The organism is Streptomyces sp. NPDC058195 (assembly GCF_042883525.1).
In the GTDB taxonomy this organism is placed as follows: domain Bacteria; phylum Actinomycetota; class Actinomycetes; order Streptomycetales; family Streptomycetaceae; genus Streptomyces.
Window position 1 is genome coordinate 152,896 of the sequence record NZ_JBHVVM010000006.1, and the last position, 23,843, is coordinate 176,738.

The 23,843-nt window shown below is 71.8% G+C and carries 25 protein-coding genes, 1 pseudogene and 1 riboswitch; of the genes and pseudogenes, 17 read left to right on the forward strand and 9 right to left on the reverse strand.

What is annotated here, in order from left to right:
* Positions 1–15 precede the first annotated feature (15 nt).
* Both ACFVWY_RS10195 and ACFVWY_RS10200 read left to right on the forward strand, forming a co-directional pair.
* Complete coding sequence (locus ACFVWY_RS10195; protein ID WP_389869351.1) at positions 16–978, forward strand: helix-turn-helix domain-containing protein; 963 nt, start codon at positions 16–18, stop codon at positions 976–978.
* 132 nt (positions 979–1,110) lie between these two features.
* Entirely contained in the window at positions 1,111–2,616 is a 1,506-nt protein-coding gene (locus ACFVWY_RS10200) for an MFS transporter (protein WP_389869354.1), read from the forward strand.
* 476 nt (positions 2,617–3,092) lie between these two features.
* Here the strand turns inward: ACFVWY_RS10200 and cynS are convergent, their stop codons facing one another.
* Both cynS and ACFVWY_RS10210 read right to left on the reverse strand, forming a co-directional pair.
* A complete protein-coding gene (cynS, locus tag ACFVWY_RS10205) occupies positions 3,093–3,563 on the reverse strand; it encodes a cyanase (protein WP_389869355.1) in 471 nt (156 codons plus the stop codon).
* Between the two features lie 58 nt (positions 3,564–3,621).
* On the reverse strand, positions 3,622–4,221 hold the full coding sequence (locus tag ACFVWY_RS10210; RefSeq protein ID WP_389869358.1) for a carbonic anhydrase: 600 nt from the start codon (positions 4,219–4,221) through the stop codon (positions 3,622–3,624).
* Positions 4,222–4,344: 123 nt separating this feature from the next.
* Between ACFVWY_RS10210 and cynR the strand changes: the two genes are divergently transcribed.
* Positions 4,345–5,253 carry a transcriptional regulator CynR gene (gene cynR / locus ACFVWY_RS10215; RefSeq protein WP_389869360.1) on the forward strand — a complete coding sequence of 303 codons (909 nt, stop codon included), beginning with the start codon at positions 4,345–4,347 and terminating at the stop codon, positions 5,251–5,253.
* Between the two features lie 63 nt (positions 5,254–5,316).
* Positions 5,317–5,961: a GntR family transcriptional regulator gene (locus ACFVWY_RS10220; protein WP_389869363.1), complete on the forward strand. Its 645-nt coding sequence runs from the start codon at positions 5,317–5,319 to the stop codon at positions 5,959–5,961.
* 8 nt (positions 5,962–5,969) lie between these two features.
* On the opposite strand, the gene ACFVWY_RS10225 is transcribed toward ACFVWY_RS10220, so the two are convergent.
* On the reverse strand, positions 5,970–6,671 hold the full coding sequence (locus ACFVWY_RS10225; RefSeq protein ID WP_389869366.1) for an ankyrin repeat domain-containing protein: 702 nt from the start codon (positions 6,669–6,671) through the stop codon (positions 5,970–5,972).
* Between the two features lie 220 nt (positions 6,672–6,891).
* Here ACFVWY_RS10225 and ACFVWY_RS10230 point away from each other — a divergent pair, with 220 nt between their 5' ends.
* The 8 genes from ACFVWY_RS10230 to ACFVWY_RS10265 all read left to right on the forward strand — a co-directional run bounded on the left by ACFVWY_RS10230 (position 6,892) and on the right by ACFVWY_RS10265 (position 14,159).
* On the forward strand, positions 6,892–7,227 hold the full coding sequence (locus tag ACFVWY_RS10230; RefSeq protein WP_389869368.1) for a hypothetical protein: 336 nt from the start codon (positions 6,892–6,894) through the stop codon (positions 7,225–7,227).
* Positions 7,223–7,344: riboswitch (cobalamin riboswitch) on the forward strand. It overlaps the preceding gene by 5 nt.
* Positions 7,345–7,526: 182 nt before the next feature.
* Positions 7,527–8,555: a FecCD family ABC transporter permease gene (locus tag ACFVWY_RS10235; protein WP_389869369.1), complete on the forward strand. Its 1,029-nt coding sequence runs from the start codon at positions 7,527–7,529 to the stop codon at positions 8,553–8,555.
* The gene (locus ACFVWY_RS10240; RefSeq protein WP_389869371.1) at positions 8,555–9,340 is read left to right on the forward strand and encodes an ABC transporter ATP-binding protein; all 786 of its coding nucleotides are present in this window, start codon (positions 8,555–8,557) and stop codon (positions 9,338–9,340) included. The genes ACFVWY_RS10235 and ACFVWY_RS10240 overlap by 1 nt, the downstream gene beginning before the upstream one ends.
* A 15-nt stretch (positions 9,341–9,355) precedes the next feature.
* Positions 9,356–10,378: an ABC transporter substrate-binding protein gene (locus tag ACFVWY_RS10245; protein ID WP_389869373.1), complete on the forward strand. Its 1,023-nt coding sequence runs from the start codon at positions 9,356–9,358 to the stop codon at positions 10,376–10,378.
* On the forward strand, positions 10,371–11,645 hold the full coding sequence (gene cbiE / locus ACFVWY_RS10250; protein ID WP_389869376.1) for a precorrin-6y C5,15-methyltransferase (decarboxylating) subunit CbiE: 1,275 nt from the start codon (positions 10,371–10,373) through the stop codon (positions 11,643–11,645). Before ACFVWY_RS10245 ends, cbiE begins: the two co-directional genes overlap by 8 nt.
* Entirely contained in the window at positions 11,642–12,391 is a 750-nt protein-coding gene (gene cobM / locus ACFVWY_RS10255) for a precorrin-4 C(11)-methyltransferase (protein WP_389869377.1), read from the forward strand. The genes cbiE and cobM overlap by 4 nt, the downstream gene beginning before the upstream one ends.
* Before the next feature lie 87 nt (positions 12,392–12,478).
* A complete protein-coding gene (locus ACFVWY_RS10260) occupies positions 12,479–13,150 on the forward strand; it encodes a HEAT repeat domain-containing protein (RefSeq protein WP_389869379.1) in 672 nt (223 codons plus the stop codon).
* A 4-nt stretch (positions 13,151–13,154) separates the two neighbouring features.
* Positions 13,155–14,159, forward strand: a complete 1,005-nt coding sequence (locus tag ACFVWY_RS10265; protein WP_389869381.1) for a MerR family transcriptional regulator — start codon at positions 13,155–13,157, stop codon at positions 14,157–14,159.
* Positions 14,160–14,172: 13 nt separating this feature from the next.
* Here ACFVWY_RS10265 and ACFVWY_RS10270 read toward each other — a convergent pair.
* The 3 genes and pseudogenes from ACFVWY_RS10270 to sigK form a co-directional block, all read right to left on the reverse strand.
* A pseudogene (locus ACFVWY_RS10270) lies at positions 14,173–15,161 on the reverse strand (transposase).
* 254 nt (positions 15,162–15,415) lie between these two features.
* Positions 15,416–16,165, reverse strand: a complete 750-nt coding sequence (locus ACFVWY_RS10275; protein WP_389869383.1) for an anti-sigma factor domain-containing protein — start codon at positions 16,163–16,165, stop codon at positions 15,416–15,418.
* Positions 16,162–16,755 (reverse strand): ECF RNA polymerase sigma factor SigK, encoded by a 594-nt coding sequence (gene sigK / locus ACFVWY_RS10280; RefSeq protein ID WP_389869385.1) that lies wholly within the window; start codon positions 16,753–16,755, stop codon positions 16,162–16,164. Before sigK ends, ACFVWY_RS10275 begins: the two co-directional genes overlap by 4 nt.
* 369 nt (positions 16,756–17,124) lie before the next feature.
* Between sigK and ACFVWY_RS10285 the strand changes: the two genes are divergently transcribed.
* Positions 17,125–17,364, forward strand: coding sequence for a chaplin (locus ACFVWY_RS10285; protein ID WP_389869387.1), 240 nt, complete (start codon positions 17,125–17,127; stop codon positions 17,362–17,364).
* 140 nt (positions 17,365–17,504) lie between these two features.
* Here the strand turns inward: ACFVWY_RS10285 and ACFVWY_RS10290 are convergent, their stop codons facing one another.
* Positions 17,505–17,924 carry an ATP-binding protein gene (locus tag ACFVWY_RS10290; RefSeq protein WP_389869390.1) on the reverse strand — a complete coding sequence of 140 codons (420 nt, stop codon included), beginning with the start codon at positions 17,922–17,924 and terminating at the stop codon, positions 17,505–17,507.
* Between the two features lie 260 nt (positions 17,925–18,184).
* Between ACFVWY_RS10290 and ACFVWY_RS10295 the strand changes: the two genes are divergently transcribed.
* From ACFVWY_RS10295 to ACFVWY_RS10310, 4 genes are all read left to right on the forward strand, one after another.
* Positions 18,185–19,774, forward strand: coding sequence for a molybdopterin-dependent oxidoreductase (locus ACFVWY_RS10295; protein WP_389869393.1), 1,590 nt, complete (start codon positions 18,185–18,187; stop codon positions 19,772–19,774).
* 246 nt (positions 19,775–20,020) lie between these two features.
* Positions 20,021–20,671 (forward strand): fasciclin domain-containing protein, encoded by a 651-nt coding sequence (locus tag ACFVWY_RS10300; protein ID WP_389869395.1) that lies wholly within the window; start codon positions 20,021–20,023, stop codon positions 20,669–20,671.
* A gap of 156 nt (positions 20,672–20,827) precedes the next feature.
* The gene (locus ACFVWY_RS10305; protein ID WP_389869398.1) at positions 20,828–21,415 is read left to right on the forward strand and encodes an alpha/beta hydrolase family protein; all 588 of its coding nucleotides are present in this window, start codon (positions 20,828–20,830) and stop codon (positions 21,413–21,415) included.
* Positions 21,412–21,867 carry an alpha/beta hydrolase family protein gene (locus tag ACFVWY_RS10310; RefSeq protein ID WP_389869401.1) on the forward strand — a complete coding sequence of 152 codons (456 nt, stop codon included), beginning with the start codon at positions 21,412–21,414 and terminating at the stop codon, positions 21,865–21,867. Before ACFVWY_RS10305 ends, ACFVWY_RS10310 begins: the two co-directional genes overlap by 4 nt.
* Before the next feature lie 20 nt (positions 21,868–21,887).
* On the opposite strand, the gene ACFVWY_RS10315 is transcribed toward ACFVWY_RS10310, so the two are convergent.
* Together ACFVWY_RS10315 and ACFVWY_RS10320 are read right to left on the reverse strand one after the other, a co-directional pair.
* Positions 21,888–22,529 (reverse strand): transposase, encoded by a 642-nt coding sequence (locus ACFVWY_RS10315; RefSeq protein ID WP_389869404.1) that lies wholly within the window; start codon positions 22,527–22,529, stop codon positions 21,888–21,890.
* A 231-nt stretch (positions 22,530–22,760) separates the two neighbouring features.
* The gene (locus ACFVWY_RS10320; RefSeq protein ID WP_389869406.1) at positions 22,761–23,786 is read right to left on the reverse strand and encodes an ArsR/SmtB family transcription factor; all 1,026 of its coding nucleotides are present in this window, start codon (positions 23,784–23,786) and stop codon (positions 22,761–22,763) included.
* Positions 23,787–23,843: the final 57 nt, after the last annotated feature.

Sequence of the window (23,843 nt, forward strand, 5' to 3'; positions counted from 1 at the left end):
GGCCACGATCCGTTCATGACTCCCGAGACCTCACAGCTCACCGCCGCGGGCATCGACCCGTTCGACGAGAGTGTCTACCGCCATGTGCTCACCCGGCGGACCGCGGCGCCCGCCGAACTCGCCGCAGACCTCGGATGTTCGGCCGAGCGCGTCGCCCGAGCGCTGGACCGGCTCCGCGACCACGGTCTGGTCGGACGGCTTGCCGGGGCCCGCCGCAGGTACGCGGCGATCGAACCGGAGGCCGCCGTCGAGGCACTCGTACGGGCCAGGAGCAACGAGCTGGAGAAGGTCCGGTCGGCGGCCGGTGAGCTGTCCCGGCTGTTCGCCGCGGCGTGCGCCGGGGCGGGCGGCGAGGAGGAGGTGGAGATCACCACGGGGAGCGAGGCCCTGGGCCGCTGGTTCGTCCGCCTCCAGCAGGAGGCCCACCGGGATGTGATGACCCTGGACCGGCCGCCGTACGCCCTGACCACCTCCAACCCGGTGGAGGCGACGGCCCTGGGCCGGGGCGTGCGCTACCGGGCGGTCTACGCCCCCGAGGCCCTGGAGTGGCCCGGTGTCCTCGACGACATCCGCGAACTGGTCCGCCACGGCGAGCAGGCCCGCGTTCTGCCCGGCCTCGGCATCAAGCTCGCCATCGCCGACCGGAAGCTCGCCCTGATGCCGCTCTCCCTGGACCTGCACGACGTGCGCGCCGCGGTGATCCGCCCGTCCACCCTGCTCGACGCCCTCGCCCACTACTGGGAGCTGTGCTGGAAACAGGCCCTGCCGCTGGAGGCCCCCGCCGAGGACCCGCTGGGCGAGGAGGACAGGCTCGTCCTCACCCTGCTGGTCAGCGGCCTCAAGGACGAGGCGATCGCCCGTCAGCTCGGCTGGTCGGTCCGCACCATGCGCCGCCGGATCAGCAGGCTGCACGAGCTGCTCGGCGCCGCCAACCGCTTCCAGGCCGGTGTGATCGCGGCCCGCCGCGGCCTGCTGTGAGACGGGTCTTCATCGTCGCGTGAAGCTCTCGAAAGAATTGGTATCCCGTGGAGTAGGGGATTTATCCGGGGCTGGTGGTGCATGTGGAGGGGGCGACTGTCGTAGTGCGTGTATTTGGTATACAAAAATCTCATGTCTGATCCCCTCACGCCCCACTGTCCACCGCTCCCGCCGCCGCACCCGAAGCGATGGCGGGCCTTGTGCGTGCTGGGGCTGGCCCAGCTGATGATCCTGCTGGACGGCACGATCGTGAACGTGGCCCTGCCGACCCTGCAGAGCGAACTGGACATGAGCGACGGCGACCGCCCCTGGGTGGTCACCGCCTACACCGTCGCCTTCGGCGGACTGCTGCTGCTCGCCGGGCGGCTCGCCGACCACCTGGGGCACCGCCGGATGTTCACCGCCGGACTGCTCGGCTTCGCCGTCGCCTCCGCCGCGGCGGGCCTGGCCCCCACGGCGCACGCGCTCTTCGCGGCCCGCGCCGTCCAGGGCGCCTTCGCCGCGCTGCTGGCCGCGTCCGCGCTCGCCCTCGTGGCGACCGCGTTCACCGACCCCGGTGAACGCCGCCGCGCCATCGCCGTCTTCGGCGCACTCGGCGGCGCCGGTGCGTCCCTCGGCGTCGTCCTGGGCGGCGTGCTCACCCAGTGGCTCGGCTGGCGCTGGTGCCTGCTGGTCAACGTGCCCATCGCCCTCGCCGCGCTGCTCGGTGCCGTATGGATACCGGCGGACCGCGCCCGGCGGGCGGCCGGCCGCATCGACCTCGTCGGTGCCGTGCTGGGCTGCGGCGGACCGACCGCCCTGGTCTTCGGATGCAGCCGCGCCGAGGCGGACGGCTGGCGGGCCCCCTCGGTGCTGGGCGCGCTCATCGGGGGCGCCGTGCTGCTCACCGCCTTCGCCCTCCGGCAGACCCGTACCGCCACGCCGCTGCTGCCGCCCCGGCTGATGCGCGACCGCCGCCGGGTGTCCTGCCTGGTGGCCGGGGGTGCGCTGATGACGGGGCAGCTCTCCGTCTCACTGTTCCTCACCTACTACCTCCAGACCGTGCTCGGCTGGTCCGCGCTCGCCAGCGGCCTCGGCTTCCTGCCGGTCAGCCTGGTCACCACCGCCACCGCCACCCAGCTCGGCACCCGCCTGCTGCCCCGGCTCGGACCCCGGGTGATGATGACGGCGGGCCTGTGCCTCTCGGCCGCCGGGCTGCTCCAGCTCGCGCTCCTGACGCCGGACTCCGGATACGCGGCGAGGGTCGTCCCCGCCCTGGTGACGTTCAGCATCGGCAACGGCGGCAGCTTCCTCGCCCTCATGACCGGGGCGACCTCGGGCGTCACCACGCAGGACGCCGGGATTGCCTCGGCTGCTGTCAACTCCGCCCAGCAGGTGGGTGGTTCGATCGGGTCGGCCGTCTTCAACACGGTCGCGGCGAGCACGGCGGCCGCCTTCCACGGCAGCGTGGGGGCGGCTGCCCTGCACGGCTTCACCACCGCCATGTGGTGCCCCCTGGCCGTCCTGCTGCTCGCCGCCGCCGTCACGGCGACCCTGGGAGGCGCGTCACCTCCGCGGCGGCCGGCCGGAGATCTCCCCGGGCCGCGGCGTGGCGTACGTACGCGCCCCGGACGTGCGCAGGCCGGGCCCTACCAGTGAATCGGCCGCGGTCACCCCGTCGGCGACGGGCACCCCGACGCGCTCGATGACGCGCTCGGGGAGCCTGGACATGCCCTCGCGCCCCCGGCCGGTCACCTCCGCCCTCGGCGCGGTCGGCGACGGCCGTGTACGGCGGCGCGGCGAGGGCGGGCCGATGGACCAGGAGAACCCGGCCGCGGCACGCGGCACCGAAGAAGGCGCGGGGGCGACGGCGATCACGACGCTGGGACGAAGGCCCGCACAGTCCGGGGCTGAAGCCGCGGCGGCAGTGGTACGGGCCCGCGCGCTCGGCGTGCCCAGCCGGGCCACCGGCCCCTCGACGGCGCTCGTCACGCGGCAGGTGCACTGGGACGCCGACCACGTTCAGGCGGACGATGCGCAAACGGCGGGCCGGACCGCGCCGTGGGGCGCCGTCCGGCCCGCCGTGCTCTGTTCTTTACAGCGGTGGGGGGAGAGGGTGTGGGGGGAGGGGCGGGTCAGAAGGGCTTGGTGGGGAGGTACTTGCCGTCCAGGGTGATGACGGCGCGCTCGCCGCCCTCGGGGTCGGCGACCTTCTTCACGTCGAGCTTGAAGTTGATGGCGCTGATGATGCCGTCGCCGAACTGCTCGTGGACCAGGGCCTTCAGGGTGGTGCCGTAGACCTGGAGCATCTCGTAGAAGCGGTAGATGGTCGGGTCGGTGGGGATGCCGCCGGGGATCGAGCCGCGGGTCGGGATCGTCTGGAGCAGCGTCACCGCGTCCTCGTCGAGGCCGAGGAGTTCGGCGACCGCCCGCGCGGAGGTCTCCGGCAGGGCGTGCTGGCCGAGGACCGCGGCGGTGACGAAGGCGACCGAGAACCCGGCGGCGTCGGCGATCTGCTCCCAGGTCAGGTCCTTGCGGGTCTTCGCCTCGACGGCGGCGACGGCGAGGGCCTGGCGGGCGGTGGGGTCGAACTGTGCGTGCGGCACGGGGATTCCTTTCGGGGGTGCCGGACCCGGTGCGGGGCCGGTGGTTCGGTGGGGCTGGTCAGGCCGCGGCCAGAGTGGCCTCGACCGGCTCGACCGTGCCCGTGGCGATGTCGAACACCCAGCCGTGCAGGGTGACCGAGCGGTCGGCCAGGGCGCGGGCCACGGAGGGGTGGGTGTTCAGGTTCTGCAGCTGTGCGGCCACATTGGCCCGCACCAGGGCGGCCACCCGGTCCGCGCCGGACGCGGCCGGTGCGGCGGCGGCGCGGGCCCGGGCGGCGTCCGCGTGCCGCAGCCAGTCGGCGGTGACCGGGGCGTCGCTGAGGTCGTGCCCTTCCGCCAGGGCGGTCATCGCGCCGCAGGAGGAGTGGCCGCAGATGACGATGTCGGTCACATGGAGCACGGCGACGGCGTACTCGATGCTCGCCGCGATGCCGTCGCGGCCGGACCCGTACGCGGGGACGAGATTGCCCGCCGTGCGGATGACGAACAGCTCGCCCGGATCGCTCTGGGTGATCAGCTCCGGGACCACCCGGGCGTCGGAGCAGCCGATGAACAGCGTCTTCGGCCGGTGTGTCGTGGCCAGGCGGGCGAAGAGGTCCGCCTTCGCGGGAAAGACATCGCGGTGGAATCGCGTGACGCCGTCCGTGAGGTCCTGCATCGGTCACTCCTTTCGATGGGTGCCGCCCCGAGGGGCTGACGAGAACCACCATGCATGACCTGTAGCTATAGTGTCCAAGACTTGGTATCCATGATCCCTATAGATCAGCTCTATTATTTACTGATGGGACCTGAACTGCGGCATCTCCGCTACCTCATCGCGGTGGCCGAACACGGCAATTTCACGCGCGCCGCCGAGGAGCTGCGCATCTCGCAGCCGACGCTGTCGCAGCAGATCAAGCAGCTGGAGCGGGCCGTCGGCGCCCAGCTGCTCGACCGCAGCGGCCGCCGTGTCCGCCCCACCGACGCGGGCGCGGCCTACGTGCACTACGCGCGACGTGCCCTGCGGGAGCTGGCGGCCGCCGATCGTGCCGTCCTGGACGTCGCGGACCTCTCCCGCGGGCATCTGCGGCTGGCGCTCACCCCCACCTTCGCCGCGTATCTCGTCGGCCCCCTCATCCAGGCGCTGCACACCCGCCACCCCGGTGTCACGCTGGACCTCCGGGAGATGACACAGGACCGCATGGAGGCGAGCCTGCTGGCCGACGAACTCGACCTCGGCATCGCCTTCGCCAAAACCCACCTCCCCGGCATCGCCGCGACCCCGTTGTTCACCGAGCCCCTGAGCCTGGTCACCGGCGCCCACCGCGCCGAGGCCCGGGGTGAGCGCCCCCTGCCGGTACATGAGCTGGCCGATCAGCAACTCGCCTTGCTCAGCAGCGACTTCGTCACCCGCAGTCATATCGACGACTACTTCGCCCTGCACCGGATCGACCCCCCGATCGCGGTCGAGGCCAACACCATCCAGGCCCTCACCGAGATCGTCCGGCGCACCGGCCCGCTGGCCACCGTGCTGCCCCTGGCGATCACGGACGACGACCCGCACCTCGGCCCCGTCCCCGTCGACCCCCCGCTGCCCACCCGGGTCGCGACCCTGCTGCGCCGGGAGAGCGGCTACGAGAGCGCCGCCGCGCACGCCTTCACCGGACTCGTCCACGACCTCGTCCGCACCCGCGGCTACACACCCGCCTGACGCGTCCCGTACCGGCGGGCGGCCTGGGGGGTGAGGGTGCCGGGTGATGAGACAATCGGGCCCATGACAGGGTCTGGGGACTTCGAGCCCGAGTCGGAACGGGTCACGCGCCAGCTGCGTGACGAGATCATCGACGGCGCGCGCGAGCCGGGCAGCAAACTCGTCGAGCGCGAACTCGCCGCGGAGCTCGGGGTGAGCAGACTGCCGGTACGCGAGGCCCTGAAGGCGCTGGTCACCGAGGGCCTGGTCACCCCCAGGCCCCGCACCTGGGCCGTCGTACGGGAATTCACCCCGGCGGACGTGGAGGACCTCGACGAGGTCCGCGCGGCCCTGGAGTCCCTGACCTTCCGGCTGGCCGCCCAGCGGCGCACCCGCGCGGGGCTCGAAAAGCTCCGCGCGGATCTGGACGCCGAGCTGAAGGCCGCCGCCAAGGGTGACGCCGTGGGCGCCCGCCGGGCCGCCGCCGACTTCCACGAGACGGTCACGGCGCTGGCCGACAACGAGCTCCTGAACGAACTCCAGGCGACCCTGCGCAGCAGGATGCGCTGGCTGCTGGGACAGCACGACGACCTGGAGGGCGTCGCGCGCGAACACGAGGGCCTGTACACGGCGATCGCCGAACGGGACGTCGCGGGCGTGGCGGAGCTGGCGAGCCGCCACCTGATCTCGGGCCGCAACGCGGCGGCCGCCCGGCGCGCACCCTCCTGAGGGACCGGTCAGCCGCCCAGCAGCCCGGCGATCTCGTCGAATCCGCGCTGCCGGGCGTGCTGGAGCGCGGTGGTCCCGGACCGGTCGGCGATCTCCGGATCGGCGCCCGCGGCCAGCAGCAGCCGCACGGTCTCCTGGTGGTCCTCGCCGCCGTCGCCGAGGATGACGGCCTCCAGGAGGGCCGTCCAGCCGAGGTCGTTGACATGGTCGATGTCGACGTCGATGTCCGGGTTGGTGGTGACCTCCCGCACGTAGCCGACGTGGCCGTGTTCCCCCGCCGGGATCAGGGACGTGCCGCCGTAGCGGTTGACGATGGTGTAGTCCGGGCCGGCGACCGCCAGGGTCCGGGCCATCGCCGCACTGCCGGTCACCCCCGTCACCAGCCACGGTGTGTCGTGCTGCCGGTCCAGGGCGTCCGGGTCGGCACCCGCGCGGACCAGAACCTCGGCGGCCTCGACGTGGTCGCGGGAGGCGGCCAGCAGGAGCGGGGTACGGCGGTCCCCGTCGCGGGTCTCCAGCCGGGCACCCCGCTCGATCGCGGCGCGCACCGCGTCCGCGTCCCCGGAACGCGCCGCGTCGAGCAGGGCCCGGTCGGAGCCCACGGGCTTCGCCCCGGCCCCGGCCCCGGACGATCCGCCGCACGCCGTCGCGAGCAGGGCGATCCCGAGGAGCGGGACGGTCAGGAGAGCGGCGCGTCGTGTCGAAGGCATGGTTCCTCGCAATCCGTGGGCGGGCCCCGGACGGTACGGGCCCGCACCCTCCATGCTCGACGCGCCCCCGGTGCGCACGGTCACCGAACCGGCGGGCGATGCGTACCCCTCAGGACGACCCCCGTGTCAGCCGTTCGTACGATGCGCCCGCGGCTCCGTCACCCCTGCCAGGAGCGGTGTGGCCGCGGGTGCCCGGGGTACAAGACCGGTGGGAATCCGCATGAGCCGTCGATGGGGGCGCCATGCCGGGCAAGGGGAGCAGGGTTCTGGCGGAACCGTTCGGACGGCCGGGTTCCCCCGCGGGGCGTACCGGGGCGAGACGGCCGGGGAACTGCTGATCATGCTGGGCGTCGGCTACACGGGAGCGATAGCCGACGCCGAGGGCGGCTGGCCCCAGCAGGTCGCCGGGCTCGCCGTCGCTGCCGTCGCCGGTCTGCCGACGCTGGTACTGAGCCGGGCCTGGCGCACCGCGCGCCGGGCCCACGCACCGGAGCGGGCCGAGGCGGCGCGTCCGGACTCGGACGGGGGCGAGGAGGCACCGGACCACTCGGGTTAAGCTGCATCTGCCCCGCGGGGGAAGTCCGGTCGAAGTCCGGCGCTGACCCGCAACGGTAGACGGTGCCCGAACAGGGCCCCGTGAGCCCGATTACCCGCGGCGGTGAAGGCTCCTGTCAATTCGCCGTGGACTGCGATGGGTGCTGCACGGGGCGCGCCGCGTCCGGGCCGCTCCGTTGATGACGTAGATGCACGGCCCGAGGCGAAAGCGAACCGCCCGTGGCCACCCCTCTCGCCCGTCGGTCTGCCGCGCCCTTCCGCGCGGCCCGAGCCGGATCCGGGCCCGCGCCGCCCCGCCGGATGTCACCGAAACTCCTCGTACCCGTGCTGTGCGCGGCGCTGCTGGTCTCCCTGGTCTGCGGCGCGGGCATCGGGGCCTCCGGGCTCTCCTGGGGCGAGGTGCTGCGCTATCTGTGGGCCGGGCTGACCGGCGGACGGATATCCGCCGACCAGGTCGCGGCGTACACCATCGTCTGGGAACTGCGCTTCCCGCGCGCGATGCTGGCCGCCGTCGTCGGCGCCGGACTGGCCGCCGTCGGCATCGCCGTGCAGGCCATGGTCCGCAACGCCCTCGCCGACCCGTTCGTCCTCGGCATCTCCTCGGGAGCGGCCGTCGGCGCCAACGCCGTACTCATCTTCGGCGCCTTCGGTGCCCTGGGCATCTGGGCGCTGTCCGCGGCGTCGTTCCTCGCCGCGCTCCTCGCCATGCTGCTGGTGTACGCGATCGCCCGCACCGCCCGCGGCCTCACCCCGCTGCGGCTCGTCCTCACGGGCACCGCGATGTACTACGGCTTCTCGGCCGTCACCACCTTCATGGTGTTCGCGGCCGAGCACGGCGAGGCCGCCCGCTCCGCGATGATGTGGATGCTCGGCAGCCTCGGCGGGGCCAACTGGGCCTCGGTGCCGATCGCGGCCGGGGCCGTACTCTGCGGTCTCGCCCACCTCGCCTGGTCCGCCCGACGGCTGAACGCCCTGGCCATGGGCGACGAGACGGCGGCCGCCCTGGGCGTCGACGCGGGGCGGCTGCGCAAGGAGCTCTTCGTGGTCTGCGCGGCCGTCACGGGAGCGGTGGTCGCGGTGAGCGGGGCGATCGGTTTCGTCGGGCTGATGGTGCCCCACGCCGTACGGATGCTGGTCGGCGCGGACCACCGCCGACTGCTCGCCGTCGCCCCGCTGGTCGGCGCCGTCCTGATGATCTGGGTCGACATCCTCTCCCGGGTGGTCCTCGCCCCCGCCGAACTGCCCGTGGGCGTTCTGACCGCGGCCATCGGCGTGCCGTGCTTCGTGCTGCTGATGCGCCGCCGCTCCTACTCCTTCGGAGGTGCCTGATGCGGATCGACATCGAAGACCTGACGGTGGAGATCGCCGGTGCCCGCCTGGTGAGCGACGCCACGCTCGGCGCGGGCCAGGGCCAGCTCGTCGGCCTGGTCGGGCCGAACGGCAGCGGCAAGTCCACCCTGCTGCGCTGCGTCTACCGCGCGCTGCGCCCCTCCGCGGGCACCGTCCGGCTCGACGGCGAGGACCTGTACGCGATGAGCCCGCGCGAGAGCGCCCGCCGACTGGCCGCGCTTCCCCAGGAGGCCGCCTCCGAGTTCGACTTCACCGTGGCCGAGGTCGTGGCCATGGGACGCACCCCCCACCAGTCGTCGGTGGGCCGGGCCACCGAGGCGGACCGGACGGCCTGCGCGCGGGCACTGGCCGGGGTCGGCGCCGCCCACCTCGCCGACCGCGGCTTCCTCACCCTGTCCGGCGGTGAGAAGCAGCGGGTCCTGATCGCCCGCGCCCTGGCCCAGGAGCCCCGGCTCCTGGTGCTCGACGAACCGACCAACCACCTCGACATCGCGCAGCAGCTGGACGTGCTGGCGCTGGTGCGCGACAGCGGACCGACCGTCCTCACCTCCCTGCACGACCTCAACCTCGCGGCACTCCACTGCGACCTGCTCCACGTCATCGCCGGTGGCCGGATCGTGGCGTCCGGAGCCCCGTACGACGTGCTCACCCCCGAGCTGCTGGCCGAGGTCTTCGGCGTGCGCGCCCACCGCGTCCCGCATCCCGAGACCGGCGCCCTGCAACTGCTCTTCGACCGCCTCGGCCCCGCCCGAACCGATTCCTGAGGAGGCGCCACCGCCATGCCCCACCCCCTGCGCCCCGCCGCGCTCGCCCTCGCCGCCCTGGTCCTCACCGGGTGCGGCGCCCAGCTGCCCGCGTCCCCGGAGCCGAGGAGCAGCCCCGGGAGCGCGACGGGCCACTATCCGGTGACCGTCGAGAACTGCGGCGAGAAGAAGACCTACGACAAGGCCCCGCAGCGCGTCGTCACCAACGACGTCGGCATCACCGAGATCATGTTCGCGCTCGGCCTGGAGGACCACATGGCCGGCTACGTGATGCCCGACGACAAGGGCGACCTCACCTCCGTGCCCTGGAAGGACGGGTACGCGAAGACCACGTGGCTCTCCAGGAAGACCCTCACCAAGGAACTCGCCCTCGACGCCCGCGCCGACCTCGTCTTCGCGGGGTGGAACTACGGATTCAGTGAGGAAGACGGATTCACCCCCGCCGGACTCCGGCGCGTGGGCATCGACTCGTACCTGCTCAGCGAGTCCTGCCGCAACGGCCGGGGCACGGCGCGCGGGGTGATGGCCCCCCTCGACGCGCTCTACACCGACCTGCGCAACCTGGGCAGGATCTTCGACGTGGAAGACCGCGCCGAAGCCCTGGTCACCGGCTTCCGCGCCCAGGTGGCCGCGGCACGGGACAAGGCCCCGAAGGGCTCCGCCCGCCCCCGGGTCTTCCTCTACGACGACGGGCGGGACAAGCCGCTGACCTCCGGCGCGTTCGCCGGGCCGCACGACATCATCACCAAGGCCGGAGGTGACCACGTCATGAAGGACCTCAAGGACACCTGGGTGACGGTGGGATGGGAGACCGTCGTCGCCCGCGACCCCGAGGTCATCGTGATCAATGACTACGGAGACCGGAGCGCGCAGCAGAAGAAGGAGTTCCTCACGTCCTACCCGCCGCTGGCGAACGTCTCCGCCATCAGGAACGGCCGTATCTTCGTCCTCCACTACGTGGACCTGGTGGAGAGCCCCCGCAACCCCGCCGCCGTCGACGCGCTCGCCACCTACCTGAAGAGCGTGTCCCATGGCTGACCGACCGGCCCCGGTGGCGGTCGTCGGCATCGGCGCCGACGGCTGGGCAGGACTGACCGAAGCGGCCCGCGCCGCACTCACCGGCGCCCAGGTCCTCATCGGCGCCGGGCGCCAGCTGGACCTGCTCCCGCCGTCCTGCCCCGGCCGCCGGATCACCTGGCCCTCCCCGCTGCGGCCCGCCGTCCCCGGACTGCTCGCCGCGCACACCGGGAGCAGCATCGCCGTCCTGGCCAGCGGTGACCCGATGTTCTACGGGATCGGCCGGGCCCTGACCGAGGTGGTCGGCGCCCGGAATCTGCGCGTCCTGCCGCACCCCTCGTCCGTCTCCTACGCCTGCGCCCGGATCGGCTGGCCCGTAGAAGACACCGAGACCGTCACCCTGGTGGGCCGCCCCACCGCCCGGCTGGCCGCCGCGCTGCACGACGGGCGCCGCGTCCTGGTCCTCAGCGCCGACGCCGGCACCCCCGCCGAAGTCGCCGGACTCCTGCGCGAACAGGGCTTCGGTCCCAGCCGGATCCGGGTGCTGGAACAGCTCGGGGGGCCCGGCGAGGACTGTCTGGAGGGCACGGCCGACCACTGGCCGCACCCCCCGTCCGACCCGCTGAACATCGTCGCCGTCGACTGTCGCCGCGCCCCCGGAGCACTGCGCCTGGGCGCCGTACCCGGCCTGCCCGACGACGCGTACGCGCACGACGGACAGCTCACCAAACGGCACGTCAGGGCCGCGACCCTCGGGGTGCTCGCCCCGGCTCCCGGCGAACTCCTCTGGGACATCGGCGGCGGCTCCGGATCGATCGCGATCGAATGGATGCGGACCCACCCGTCCTGCCGCGCGATCACCGTGGAACGCGAGCCGGAGCGGGCCGCGCGCATCACCCGCAACGCCGCACGCCTCGGCGTACCGGCACTCCGGGTGGTCACCGGCGGTGCCCCCGGCGCGCTGGCCGCACTGCCCGTACCCGACGCCGTGTTCATCGGCGGCGGGCTCACCGCGCCCGGCCTCCTCGACGCCTGCTGGGACGCGCTGGCGCCCGGCGGACGCCTCGTCGCCAACACGGTCACGCTGGAGTCCGAGGCCCTGCTCGCCGAGTCGCACCGCCGCCACGGCGGCGAGCTCGTCCGGCTCGCCGTCGCCCACGCCGTACCGGTCGGCGGCTTCACCGGCTGGCGCCAGGCCATGCCGGTCACCCAGTGGTCCGTGCGCAAACCCCCGACCTGCCCCGACGCACAGAGTCCCGCACCCCACCCAGGAGACACCCACAGATGACCGTCTACTTCATCGGCGCGGGCCCCGGAGCCGCCGACCTGATCACCGTGCGCGGCGCCCGTACCCTCGCCGCCTGCGCCGTCTGCCTGTACGCGGGCAGCCTCGTGCCCCGCGAACTGCTCGCCACCTGCCCGCCGGACGCCCGCCTGGTGGACACCGCGCGACTCGACATCGACCAGATCACCGCCGAACTGCTCGCCGCCCACGAAGCCGGTCACGACGTGGCCCGGCTGCACTCGGGCGACCCCGCCGTGTTCAGCGCGGTCAACGAGCAGATGCGCAGGCTCGACGAGGCGGGGGTGCCCTACGAAGTGGTGCCCGGCGTACCCGCGTTCGCCGCCGCCGCCGCGTCGCTCAAGCGGGAACTGACCGTACCGACCGTCGGCCAGACCGTCATCCTCACCCGGATCGCCAACCGGGCGACCGCCATGCCGCCGGGCGAGGACCTGGACACCCTGGGCCGCAGCGGCGCCCTGATCGTGCTGCACCTCGCAGCCCAGTACGTGGACCGCGTCGTCGGGGAACTCCTCCCGCACTACGGCGCCGACTGCCCGGCCGCCGTCGTGGCGCTGGCCTCCCGCCCGGACGAGATCATCCTGCGCGGCACCCTCGACGACATCGCCGGACAGGTGAAGGCGGCGGGCGTGATCCGTACCGCCGTCATCATGGTCGGCCGCACCCTGGGCGCCGGGCAGTTCCGCGACAGCCACCTCTACTCGCCCGCCCGCGACCGCCACACCTGCTGACCACACGCCCGCGCCCCGTCCGGGCCGGACCGGCTTGACCTTGACACGGTGACAAGCGGTTCACTGCGTGGCCAGGAGGTGGCTTCGATGACCCTGCCCACCCAGGACACGTACACCGCACGAGCGCTCCGGGCGCTGGAGCACACCGACCCGTCGGTCCGGCTCCGGGCGGCGATGACGGTCGGCTCCGCCCCGGACCCGGGCTCCGTCGGCCCGCTCGTCGGGCGCTGCGCGACCGAACCCGACTTCTCCGTACGCGAGATGCTGACATGGGCGCTCACCCGCCACGCCCCGTCGGCGACGGTCCCGCTGCTGGTCGGAGAGGTCCGCTCGGAGCGTGCGCAGGCACGCAGCCAGGCCCTGCACACCCTGTCCAAGATCGGGGACCGGCGGGCCTGGCCGGTGATCACACCGGAGCTGCTGGCCGACGCCGACGACGAGGTGGCCCGCAGCGCCTGGCGGGCGGCCGTCGTGCTGGTGCCCGAGGGCGCGGAGCAGGAGCTGGCCGTAGGGTTGGCGGCACAGCTCGGACGCGGCGGGCACGAGACACAGCTGAGCCTCAGCCGGGCGCTGATCGCGCTCGGGGAGGCGGCGCTGCCGCTCCTGGCCGCCGCGCGAACCGGCCCCGGCCCCCGGGCGCGGGCCCACGCGATCGCCACGGAGCGGCTGAGGCGCGACCCGGGCGCCGGATTCGAGTCCGCGATCGAGGCGGCGAAGCGCGTCGTGGCCCTCGGCGGGGACCTCCAGGAGGAGCGGTGACGCAGTGCTGATCGGTGAGGTCGCGCAGCGGTCCGGGGTCAGCACCCGCATGCTCCGGCACTACGAATCGCTCGGCCTGGTCCGGCCGGAGGGCCGCAACGAATCCGGCTACCGGGAGTACTCCGACGAGAACATCCGGCGGATCTTCCACATCGAGAGCCTGCGCTCGCTGGGACTGTCGCTGCGCGAGGTCGCGCGGGCGCTCGACGAACCCGGATTCGCGCCCGCGGCACTCGTCGACGACCTGGTCCGCCGGACCCGGGAACGCATCGCCGCCGAGACGGAACTGCTCACCCGGCTCCGGCGGATCGACGCCGCGGAACCCGTCGGCTGGACGGACGTCCTGCGGACCGTGCGGCTCCTGCACGAACTGGCGTCCGCGAGCCCCGGAACCCGGCAGCGCGCCGCCCTGTCCGCCGCCGAGGACCGCCCCGTACCGGCGGAAGCGCTGGTCGAGGCGGTGCTCGGGGAGCCGGACCCGCACGTCGCCGGAGCCCTGCGCTGGGCCCTGGCCCGGTCCGGCCCGGACGCCCCGGCCCTGCTGGCCGAGGCGCTGCACGCCCCCTCCGCCCTCGTACGGGAACGCGTCGTACGGGCGCTGGCCGAACTGCCGCACACCGCGGCGGACGCACCGCTGCGCCGGGCCCTCACCGACCCGGCCCCCGGGGTCCGGGGCCCCGCGGCCCTGGCGCTCGCCGCGCGGGGAGTCACCGACGCGGCACCGGAACTCCTCGCCATGGTCGCGGAGGGGAGGAGTGACACCGACGCGGCCGACGCGCTCGGCGCCCTGGCGCACGACCCCGTCACGGCCGGCCGGATCGCCACCGGGCTCGTCGACCGCCTCGCCCACGACGCCGCCGCACCGCCCGTACGGCTGCGGCTCACCCAGGCGCTCGCCGACATCCCCGGGGCCGCGGCCTCGGCCGCCCTCGCCGCCCTGGCGCAGGACCGGGACCGGGCCGTCGCGCTCACCGCCGCCCACGTACTGCGCCTGCGCGAAGGAGCCTGAGCTTGTTCTTTATCTACCAAGATCTTCCGGGCTTGCCGATGGCCTTGAGGGTCTCGGGGCGCTTGACGGCTTTGCCGACGTCGTAGAGGGGTGCCCGGTGTTTGTTCTTGGCGCCGGGTGGCCGTCCGGGTCCGGTGCCTCGTGGTTTGGGAACTCGGGCCGGGCAGGCGAGATAAGCGCGGATGCTCCTGAACCCCCGGCGGACCCGAGCCGGGGTGAGCCGGTCGGAGGTGGCGGGTTTCTCCCAGGGCCGGCGGAGGTCTGCGGTGAGCGGTTGGGCGAGCCGGAGCTGGGTGTGAGCGACGATCAGCATCCAGGTCCAGCGGTCCGCCGCTTCGGGGGTGCGGAGTTTCGGGGGTGCGGAGTTTCGGGGTGGTCCAGCCAAGGGTCTGCTTCGCGAAGCGGAAGGTGTGTTCCAGATCGAAACGGCGGAGAAACGCCTGCCAGAATCGGTCCACGTCGTCGGGGGTGGCGCCGGTCTTGGAGGACCATGACCAGACCGCCGGAGCGTCCCGTTCCTTCGACAGGTGCTCGACCTTCAGGCGGATCAACGTGCCCTCGACCAAGGGGAGTTTGCCGTCGTGGTCGAGCCATGAGGAGCATGAACTGCGAGGCTGTCCTCGCCCGGCCGTAGACGTGGCAGAACAGGCGCTCAGCCGAGCACGGCGCGTCCGAGCGAAGCCACGGCGACACGTCGACCGCCAGGACCAGGCGCCCGCCGTCGAAACGCGGCAGCGGCAGGCTGGCCAGCACCGTCCGTAGCCGGTCGACGTCGATGCGGCCGTGGTTCAGGCCGCCGTACATCGCCCCGTGCCCACGGCGATGCTCGGGCAGCAGCGTCAGGTCCACCGGGGACTTCACCGCACCGTCCGCATACAGCACCGCGTCCACCAGCTCGAACAACTCGTCACGCCGAGCGGTCAGACACTCGTAGAACTCGCCCCGGAAGCGTGACGCTTCCGCGAACGCTTCCCTCCGGACAGCATCAGGCAGCTGACTCATCCTCACGGCCTTCGTCTTGGTCACGTGCACCTTGGTCGGAGCACATGATCAGACGAAGGCAGCCCCCACGTCCGGCGAACCCCCAGGTGAGCGACTCAGTTCGAGACGCCGTTCGAGGCCGGAAGAAAAGAACAAGCTTATTGGTCGGCCGAAGAGGTGCACCGGTTCAGCCGGTGAGACCGGCGCAATGTGCGCTCAGCGTGACGGCGGGCGGGGATGAGATACCTCGACCGCCATCGATGCGGAACGCCCGGTCAGGCGGGAAGGGTCATCAGGAGCAGGGGGTCGCTGGTGGGCTGGGGGGATCCTCCGGTGGGTTCGAGCGTGAGGCCGACGGCGCCGGCGTCCGCGGGGTCGCCGGTGAGGAGCACGGTGCCGTCGTGGTCGATCAGTCCGGCCGGGCGCATGGTGCCGTTGTGGTCGAGCCACAGCTGGTAGGTCTTCCCGGCGCCGGGCGCGGGCAGGTTGGCGGCGGTGAAGACGGCCTTGTTCTGCTGCTCGGAGGCGACGACGGTGGTCAGGGCGCCGTTGGCGGTCTTGCCGTGGACGGTGCGGACGTCCGGGGCCGCCAGGACGGCGCTGACCTCGTCGAGCTGCTGCTGGGCCTGGCGGGCCTGCTGTTCGAGGTCCTGTCCGTTCTGCGTCTGCCACACCGCGACGCCGCCCAGTGCGGCCGCGGCCACGCTGGCCGCCAGCGCCAGGGGTACGGCTCGGCGGCGCAGGATGCCGCCGAGGGCGGGCGCCGCACTGGCGGCGGGGACGCGCGGGGGCAGCTGACGCACGCCGTCGATGGCGGCCATGACCTGCGCCTTGGCTGCCGGAGGCGGTGGCTGGGCGACGGCTGCCGCCAGGCGTGCCGTGGTCGCCTGGAACTCGGCGGCTTCCTGCCGGCATGCCTCGCACGTCTGGAGGTGGGTGTCGAATTCCTTGCGTTCGGCGTCGTCGAGGGCGCCTAGGGCGTAGGCGGCGACGAGGGTGTGGGCATCGGTGGCGTGGTGTTTCATGTGGTCACCCCCATGCAGTCGCGGAGCCGGATGAGCCCGTCGCGCATGCGTGTCTTGATGGTGGGAAGAGGCGTGCGCAGGGCTTCGGCGACTTCACGGTAGGTCAGCCCCTGGTAGTAGGCCAGGGTCACCGCCTGGCGTTGCAGTTCGGTCAGGCCGCGCAGGCAGCGGCGGACCTGTTCGGACTCCAGGCGGGTCTCGACCTGTTCGGTGACCTCGTCGAAGGCGGTGGTGTGCTCGCGGGCGGCCTGGGCCTGCTCGCGGTCGGTGGCGGCCTGGGCGGAGCGGACCCGGTCCACGGCCCGGCGGTGGGCGATCGTCGCCGCCCACGCCGTCACCGCGCCGGCCTCGGGCCGGTAGCGCGCCGCCTGCCGCCACAGGTCGATCATGACCTCCTGGGTGACCTCCTCGGACTGTGCCCGGTCGCGCACCACTTTGAGCACGATGCCGAAGACCAGAGGGGCCAGGGCGTCGTAGAGGGCGGAGAAGGCCAGTTTGTCGCCGCGCGCCACTTGGCCCATGACCTCGGTGAGGTCGTTGGGGGCGGGGCGGCCGTTGCGGCCGGCGCCGAAGGAAAGCGGCTGGTTCACCTGCGCCGCTCCGGTCGCGGTGAGAAGGCGACGGGGCGGCCTGGGCCGGCCGTCGGGGGGCGGAGCGTGCATCGCATGCCGGTCCTTTGTCGTCGCTCGATCGGGCCGGACCACCTGGGGGTGGTCCGGTCACCGAAATCCTGGGGTTTCTCGTCCATTGTTCGTAGCGGACGGGCGTGTGGATGGGGGCGCTTCGTCACCCGTGCTATCCCTGAGTAACCCGTTCGAGGGAAGCTGGCCCCAGAGGCCAAGCCGGAGGGGGCACGGCGGCGAAGACGGTGCGTGAGGAGAGCGGAGCGACGTTCTCCTGCTCCCCTCACCGGCCGCGTGGGTTGCTCGGCCGAGGTGTCCTCATGGGAGGTGGTTCACATGGTTCGTGTGCGACATGGTGTGGCGGTGATCCTGGCGGCCGGGGCGGTGGTCGTCGGCGGCGCGTCGATGGCATCGGCCGATGCCGGTGCTCAGGGAGTGGCCGCCCACTCGCCGGGAGTGGGCTCGGGCAACCTCGTTCAGGTTCCCGTCCACATCCCGGTCAACGCGTGCGGCAACACCGTCAGCGTGATCGGGCTGCTGAACCCGTCCTTCGGCAACACCTGCGTCAACGCCTGATCGGTCACCGCGAGAAGAGCTCTGGTCCGCCGCCACAGACGGGGTGGCGCGGACCGGTGATCCGCCCGGGAGGGAGCGTGCTCCGGGCGGGTCGGCCGCGGGCGGCTGTCGGCACAGCCGCCCGCGGCACCGCGCGCCTACTACCTGGGTTGCCAGGTGAGGACCGCGATGACCTGCTTGCCCCGGTCGGAGGGGCTGACGAAGAGGTCTGCCCCCAGCGCCTGGACGATCTTCAGTCCTCGGCCCCCCGGTTCCTTGCGCCGCGCGTCATGGTGGTTCCCGGTCAGGTCAGCCGTGCCGTCCCTGACGGCGATACCCGCCCGTCCCCGCTCCAGACTCAGGGTGAGCGCGTAGGGTCCGGCTGCGTGGAGTACCGCGTTGCCGACCAGCTCCGAGACGATCAGTACGAGATCCTCGGCAATCTCGCGGGGGCAGGCGTCGGCCTCCTGTGCCAGGAGACATGCCGCGGCTTGACGGGCCTGGTGGGCTGCGCGTTCGTCCGGGAGGAGCGGGAGATGCAGGGTGGCCGGACATCCGCAGGGAGCGATGGCGGTGTCCATGATGATTCCTCGCAGTGAGCGGTCTTCGACCCAGCGGCTGATGCTGGAGCCGGTCTTCCAGTGCTGCTTCCAGTGGTGATTCGTGACGACTGTCGCGATGGATTGCCGGAATCCGTGAGAAGGCCCCCGCACCGTGCGTCTCGGCGAGGTCGCGCAGGCCGGTGGGGACGTCACGCTGCGGGACCGACGGAGTAGGCAACGCCGGCAAGAAGTTTCGCTCTTTCGGGGGTTGGACCAATCCGCCGGGCGGGGGCTGTCGAATGCAGCACGTGAGCAGCTTCCGCAGCAAACTCGTCCGCGCCGCACTCGGCGCACTGGCCGGACTCCTGGCCGCGTTCACGGCTCTGGCCGTGGCCGAGCTGGTGGCCGGACTGGTGCGGCCCGCGGCCGGACCAGTGACCGTGCTGGGCGGAGCGGTGATCGACCGGACGCCCGCCGCGGTCAAGGACTTCGCGATCCGCACGTTCGGAGAGAACGACAAGATTGTTCTCCAGCTGGGGATCCTCGCGATTCTCGCCCTCATCGCCATCGGCCTCGGCATCCTCGCCTTGTCCCATCGGCGCGCCGGTGCCGCGGGGGTGCTGCTGTTCGGGATCGTCGGCGCTGCCGCGGCTCTCAGCCGTCCCGACTCCACCGGCACCGGTGACGCGCTGCCCTCGATCACCGGAGCGGTCGCGGGAGCTGTCGCTCTGTACGTGCTCGCGACCAAAGCCGCCCCCGTTCCCGCCCCAAACAGTCAGGCAGGCACCGGGGCGTGGAGCAGGCGGGGGTTCCTCGCCGCGGCCGGTGTGACCGCCGTTGCCGCGACCTCGGCCGGCGCACTGGGCCGCTACTTCACCGGTCGGCAAGGCCAGGGCGCCGTCGCCTCCCGCGAGGCCCTGGTCCTGCCCGAGCCCGCCTCCCCCGCCCCAGCCGTCCCGGCCGGTGTCCAGCTGAAGGTGCCCGGCATCACGGCCTTCACCACCCCCAACGCCGACTTCTACCGCGTCGACACAGCCCTGACCGTCCCCAAGGTCGACGCCGGCACCTGGCGGCTGCGCATCCACGGCAAAGGCGTCACCCGCCCCCGCACCTATACCCTCGACCAGCTCCTCGCCCGCCCGCTCATCGAACGCGACATCACCCTGACCTGCGTCTCGAACGAGGTCGGCGGCCCCTACATCGGCAACGCCCGCTGGCTCGGCGTCCCCCTCGCCGACCTCCTGGAGGAAGCCGGCGTCAAGCCGCCGTCGAAGGGCGGCCGGGCGGATCAGCTGGTGGCCCGCTCGGTGGACGGCATGACGCTCGGCTCCCCCGTCGAGGACCTGATGGACGGCCGCGATGCCATCCTGGCGGTCGGCATGAACGGCGAGCCGCTGCCCTTCGACCACGGCTTCCCCGTCCGCATGCTCGTCCCGGGCCTGTACGGCTACGTCTCGGCCTGCAAGTGGATCGAGGACATCGAACTCACCACCTTCGACGCCTACGACCCCTACTGGGTCAAGCGCAAGTGGGCCCGCCGCGCGCCCATCAGGACCCAGGCTCGCATCGACACCCCCAAACCCTTCGCCCGCCCCGTCGCCGTCGCCGGCACCGTCACCATCGCCGGCGTCGCCTGGGCCCAGCGCCGCGGCATCACACGCGTCCAGATCCGCGTCGACGACGGCCCCTGGCAGGACGCCGACCTCGCCGCCCAGGCAGGCGTCGACACCTGGCGCCAGTGGTCCTACCGCTGGAGCGCCACCCCCGGCGGACACGACCTCACCGTCCGCGCCACCGACGGCACCGGACAGGTCCAGACCGAACAGCGCACCCGCACCATCCCCGACGGAGCGAGCGGCTGGCACAGCGTCTTCGTCACCGTCCCCTAGGGCCTCTCGTTTGGATCATGCCGGGCTCGCGGGGGCCGGCACGCACATCTGCCGCGTTGTCGTCAGTCACCGACGCTCCGCGTCGGCTCCTTCCTCCGCCTTGCAGCTGCACGCACCAGCCCCCGCTCCCTGATCCAGCCTGATCCAAACGAAAGACCCTAGACCACCCGGACGGCCGCAAGGCACCACCGGGCAGCACAACCAACCACCTCCATACCCAGAGAAAGCCCCAAGGAGCAACTGGTCATGAACAGCATGAAGATCCGCCGTACCGCGATCGCCGTCGTCGCCGCAGCCGCGCTGCCCTTCTCCCTGGCCGCGTGCTCCGACTCCGGCAGCGACACCAAAGCAGCCCCGAGCGCGGGCGCCGAGGACGCCGCGAAGACCAGCGAGAGCACCCCTGCGGGCGACAACATGACCGACGACCAGCCCTTCGGTCCGGCCTGCGCGGGGGTGCCGAAGGAGGGCGTGGGATCCTTCGACGGCATGGCCAAGGACCCGGTCGCCACCGCCGCGTCGAACAACCCGGCCCTGTCCACTCTCGTGACCGCCGTCAAGCAGGCCGGACTCGTCGACACCCTCAACAACGCCGAGAACATCACGGTGTTCGCCCCGACGAACGACGCCTTCGCCAAGATCCCGAAGGCCGACCTCGACAAGGTCCTCGCCGACAAGGCGACCCTCACCAAGATCCTCACTTACCACGTCGTCGGCCAGAAGCTCACGCCCAAGCAGCTGGAGAACGGCAGCTTCGAGACCCTCCAGAAGGGCATGATCACTACCACCGGATCGGGCGAGTCCTACAAGGTCAACGACACCTCCAACGTGGTCTGCGGCAACGTCAAGACCGCGAACGCCAACGTCTACATCATCGACACCGTCCTCATGCCCAAGTAGGCCATCGCACACGGTCCGCAAGCCACGGTGGCCCGGCACCCGACCTCCTCGGAAGGGTGCAGGGCCACCGGTATGACCCCTGGCCCGGCAGCCGGACCAGAAGCCTGGGCACAGCAGGGTGCCGCGCCCAGGCCGGCGGTCCACAGCAGCTCAGGTTTGCTCACCGGTATTCAGCTCGCGCACACGGACGCTGCCAAACCTGTGCAGCCGTGGGAACCACCCACCTATGCGGACCCCGGGACGTTCAGCGAACACACGTTGACCGTCGGCTCCGGTCCGCTCGCGGTGCCCGGCACGCTGAGCCTGCCAGTTCAGCCAGGGCCAGGGTCCGCCGTCGTTCTGCTCGCCGGTTCGGGACCGAGCGACCGAGACGAGACGATCGGGCGGAACAAGCCGCTCAAAGACCTCGCCTGGGGGCTTGCCAGCCGCGGCGTGGCGGTCTTGCGGTTCGACAAGGTCACACACGCCCACGGCGCCCAGGTCACGAAGGTGCGCGACTTCACCGTGGCCGACGAGTACGTGCCTGACGCAGTCGCAGCCGTCGGCCTGCTCCGCCAGCACCCGGCTGTCGACGCCGCGCGGGTTTTCCTCCTCGGCCACAGCCTGGGCGGCACCGTCGCCCCGCGCGTGGCGGCCCGCGAGCCATCCTCGCTGGCATCGTCATCCTGGCCGGCAACACGCAGCCGCTGCACTGGACGACCGTCCGGCAGCTGTGCTACCTCGCCTCGCTATACCCTGCGATGACCTCCGCATCTCAGCCCACCATCGAGGCCATCACCAGGCAGGCCCAAACAGTCGACAGCCCTGACCTTTCCCCGTCGACGCCGACCGACGAGCTGCCCCTGGGCCTACCGGCGCCGTACTGGCTGGACCTTCGCGGCTACGACCCGGTCGCTGCCGCTGCGGAGCTGGGCAAGCCGATCCTTATCCTGCAGGGCGGCCGCGACTACCAAGTGACAGTCACCGAAGACCTCGCGGGCTGGGAGGCTGGCCTTGCCCACCTCCCGCACGTGACGATTCGCGTCTACGACGCCGACAATCACCTATTCTTCCCGGGCGCTGGACCGTCGACGCCCGACGAGTACGAACCGGCACAGCATATGAACCCCGCGGTTGTCGCGGACATCGCCGACTGGCTGACGGCCCCACGGCACGGCCGTGTGCTCGTAAAGCTGCCGCCACACAACGCGTACTGAACTTGAACTCGTGATGTCGGTCAGTCGCCCGTGATCAGGCCGGTGCCGGCCAGGCACCCGTCGACAAGGTCCGGGCGGTACTGGATCTGCTTGAGCCTGCGCTTGACGGCCCGGGTGATCTGGCCGAGGTCGGCTGCGGCGAGGTTGCCGATGTCGTGCTTGACCAGCGACCAGATGCCCTCTTGTGGGTTCAAGTTCGGTGAGTAACTGGGAAGTTGGAAGACGGTGAGCCAGTCCGCGTGGTCGGTGATGAACTGGCGCATCGGTTCGACCAGGTGCATGCGCAGGTTGTCACACACGAGCACGATCGGGCCGCCGAGCTGGATGTGTGCCCTGATCAGCAGGTCGCGCAGGTCGCGCCAGCCGATGCCCTTCGGCTCGTCCTTGCGGCCCCGGTACTCGCGGACCGAGTAGAATATCCGGGACCGCTTCCCCAGCTTGTAGCAGGTCAGCCCGGCCATGGACGCCCGGCCCGAGCCCCGACCACGGACCCGGACCACCGGCGTTGAGCCCTTGCGTCCCCAGCTTCTCGCGCGCGGCAGCGTCATCGACTGGCCGGCCTCGTCCTCGAAGACGATCCAGCCGTCGCACGCCGCCGCGGTGCTCTTACCCGCGGCCAGGTCTCCTTCTTCCAGAACTCGACCGCAGGAGGGTCGTGCCATGACTCAATCCCTTCATGGAATCGAGTCTCTACCTGGCCCGGTGCGGTTCACCCGCAGCCGACCGCCCCGTCGCGCTGGCGCAGCGCCAGACCCCGTCGGACGGCTGGAAAAGCGTTTACCGGCGCCGGGTTGGCCAGGAGGAGTGCCAGCAGGTGTCCGTACGCGGGCTGTCCAGGTCAAGGGGGAGCTTCAGATCGGCCTGAGCGGGCCGTCGGCCGCACCGCATCCAGCTCACGGAGAATCTTCAGGTGTGCCGTTGAGCAGGTTGGTTCCTAGGCGCGTGAGGGTGTGGTGGACGGCGCTGCCGTGGCGGGTAGTGGTGATAAGTCCGGCTTGGCGCAGGATGGTGGCCTGTTCGCTGGCGGTGGCCAGGGATGCGCAGATGCGGCTTGCGAGCTGGCTTGTGGTGCAGGGGCCCTGACCAACGGAGTCAAGGGTGCGGGCACGCGTGCGACCGAGGAGATTTTCCAAGGCTTTGAGGCTGCCGCTTGCCGAGGTACCCAGCATGCCGGCGGCATCAGAGGCGGTCCGTATGAGTGGAATGAAGAGCAGGATTGGGGCTTGATCGTCAGTTGCGCTGGAGTAGGTAATGGGCCTCGTCTGGCAGAAGGCGGAAGGCACCAGGGTGAGACCCCGGCCCTGGAGTTTGACGTCGCCTGTCACAGGGCCTCGCCCGATCTCCAGTACTGGTGATCGCCAGCGAAAACCGGGAGGCAGCCCCGCAAGCATCGCTTCGCCCCCGCCTTCGGCGAGGACGCGGGCGTGACTGGTCTGCTCGGCATGCAAACGGGACCGGATGAGCGGCCAGTACGGAGCCACAGCGTGGTGGTGGAACGCCCCAAGAAAGTCGACCAGTTCCTGACGATCGGCGCGGTCATGGGCCGGGTCGCCCCACGCAGAACCCCCCCAAAGTGTCTTCTTCCCGGAATAGTGGGCGTGGCTTTCACTTGCGCCGATGATCTCGTCTTGCAGGTGGTCCGGACGGGCATGCAGCAGAGCTTCGAGACCCTCCTCCAGTGACGCCGTCGGCCCCGTGACGGTGAACAGGTCCAGAACCGAGTCGCGGAACAGCGCTGAGGCTGGATGTGAGAGGACAGCGGACTCACGCCGTACGCGCTGGCTCCACCCTCCGAACAGAGCAGGCGCGCTGTGATGCTGCACTGTCATCAGGCTGAAGAAGGTCTCAGCCAGCGGCCCCCAGGTGCCTACCAGTCGGATTCTGCCAAGATCTTCCTGGCTGAAGTGAATACGAAGCATTGACAGTCACTCCCACTTATTGGCCATCAAGGGCTGACCCTCCCACCCCGCTCACGG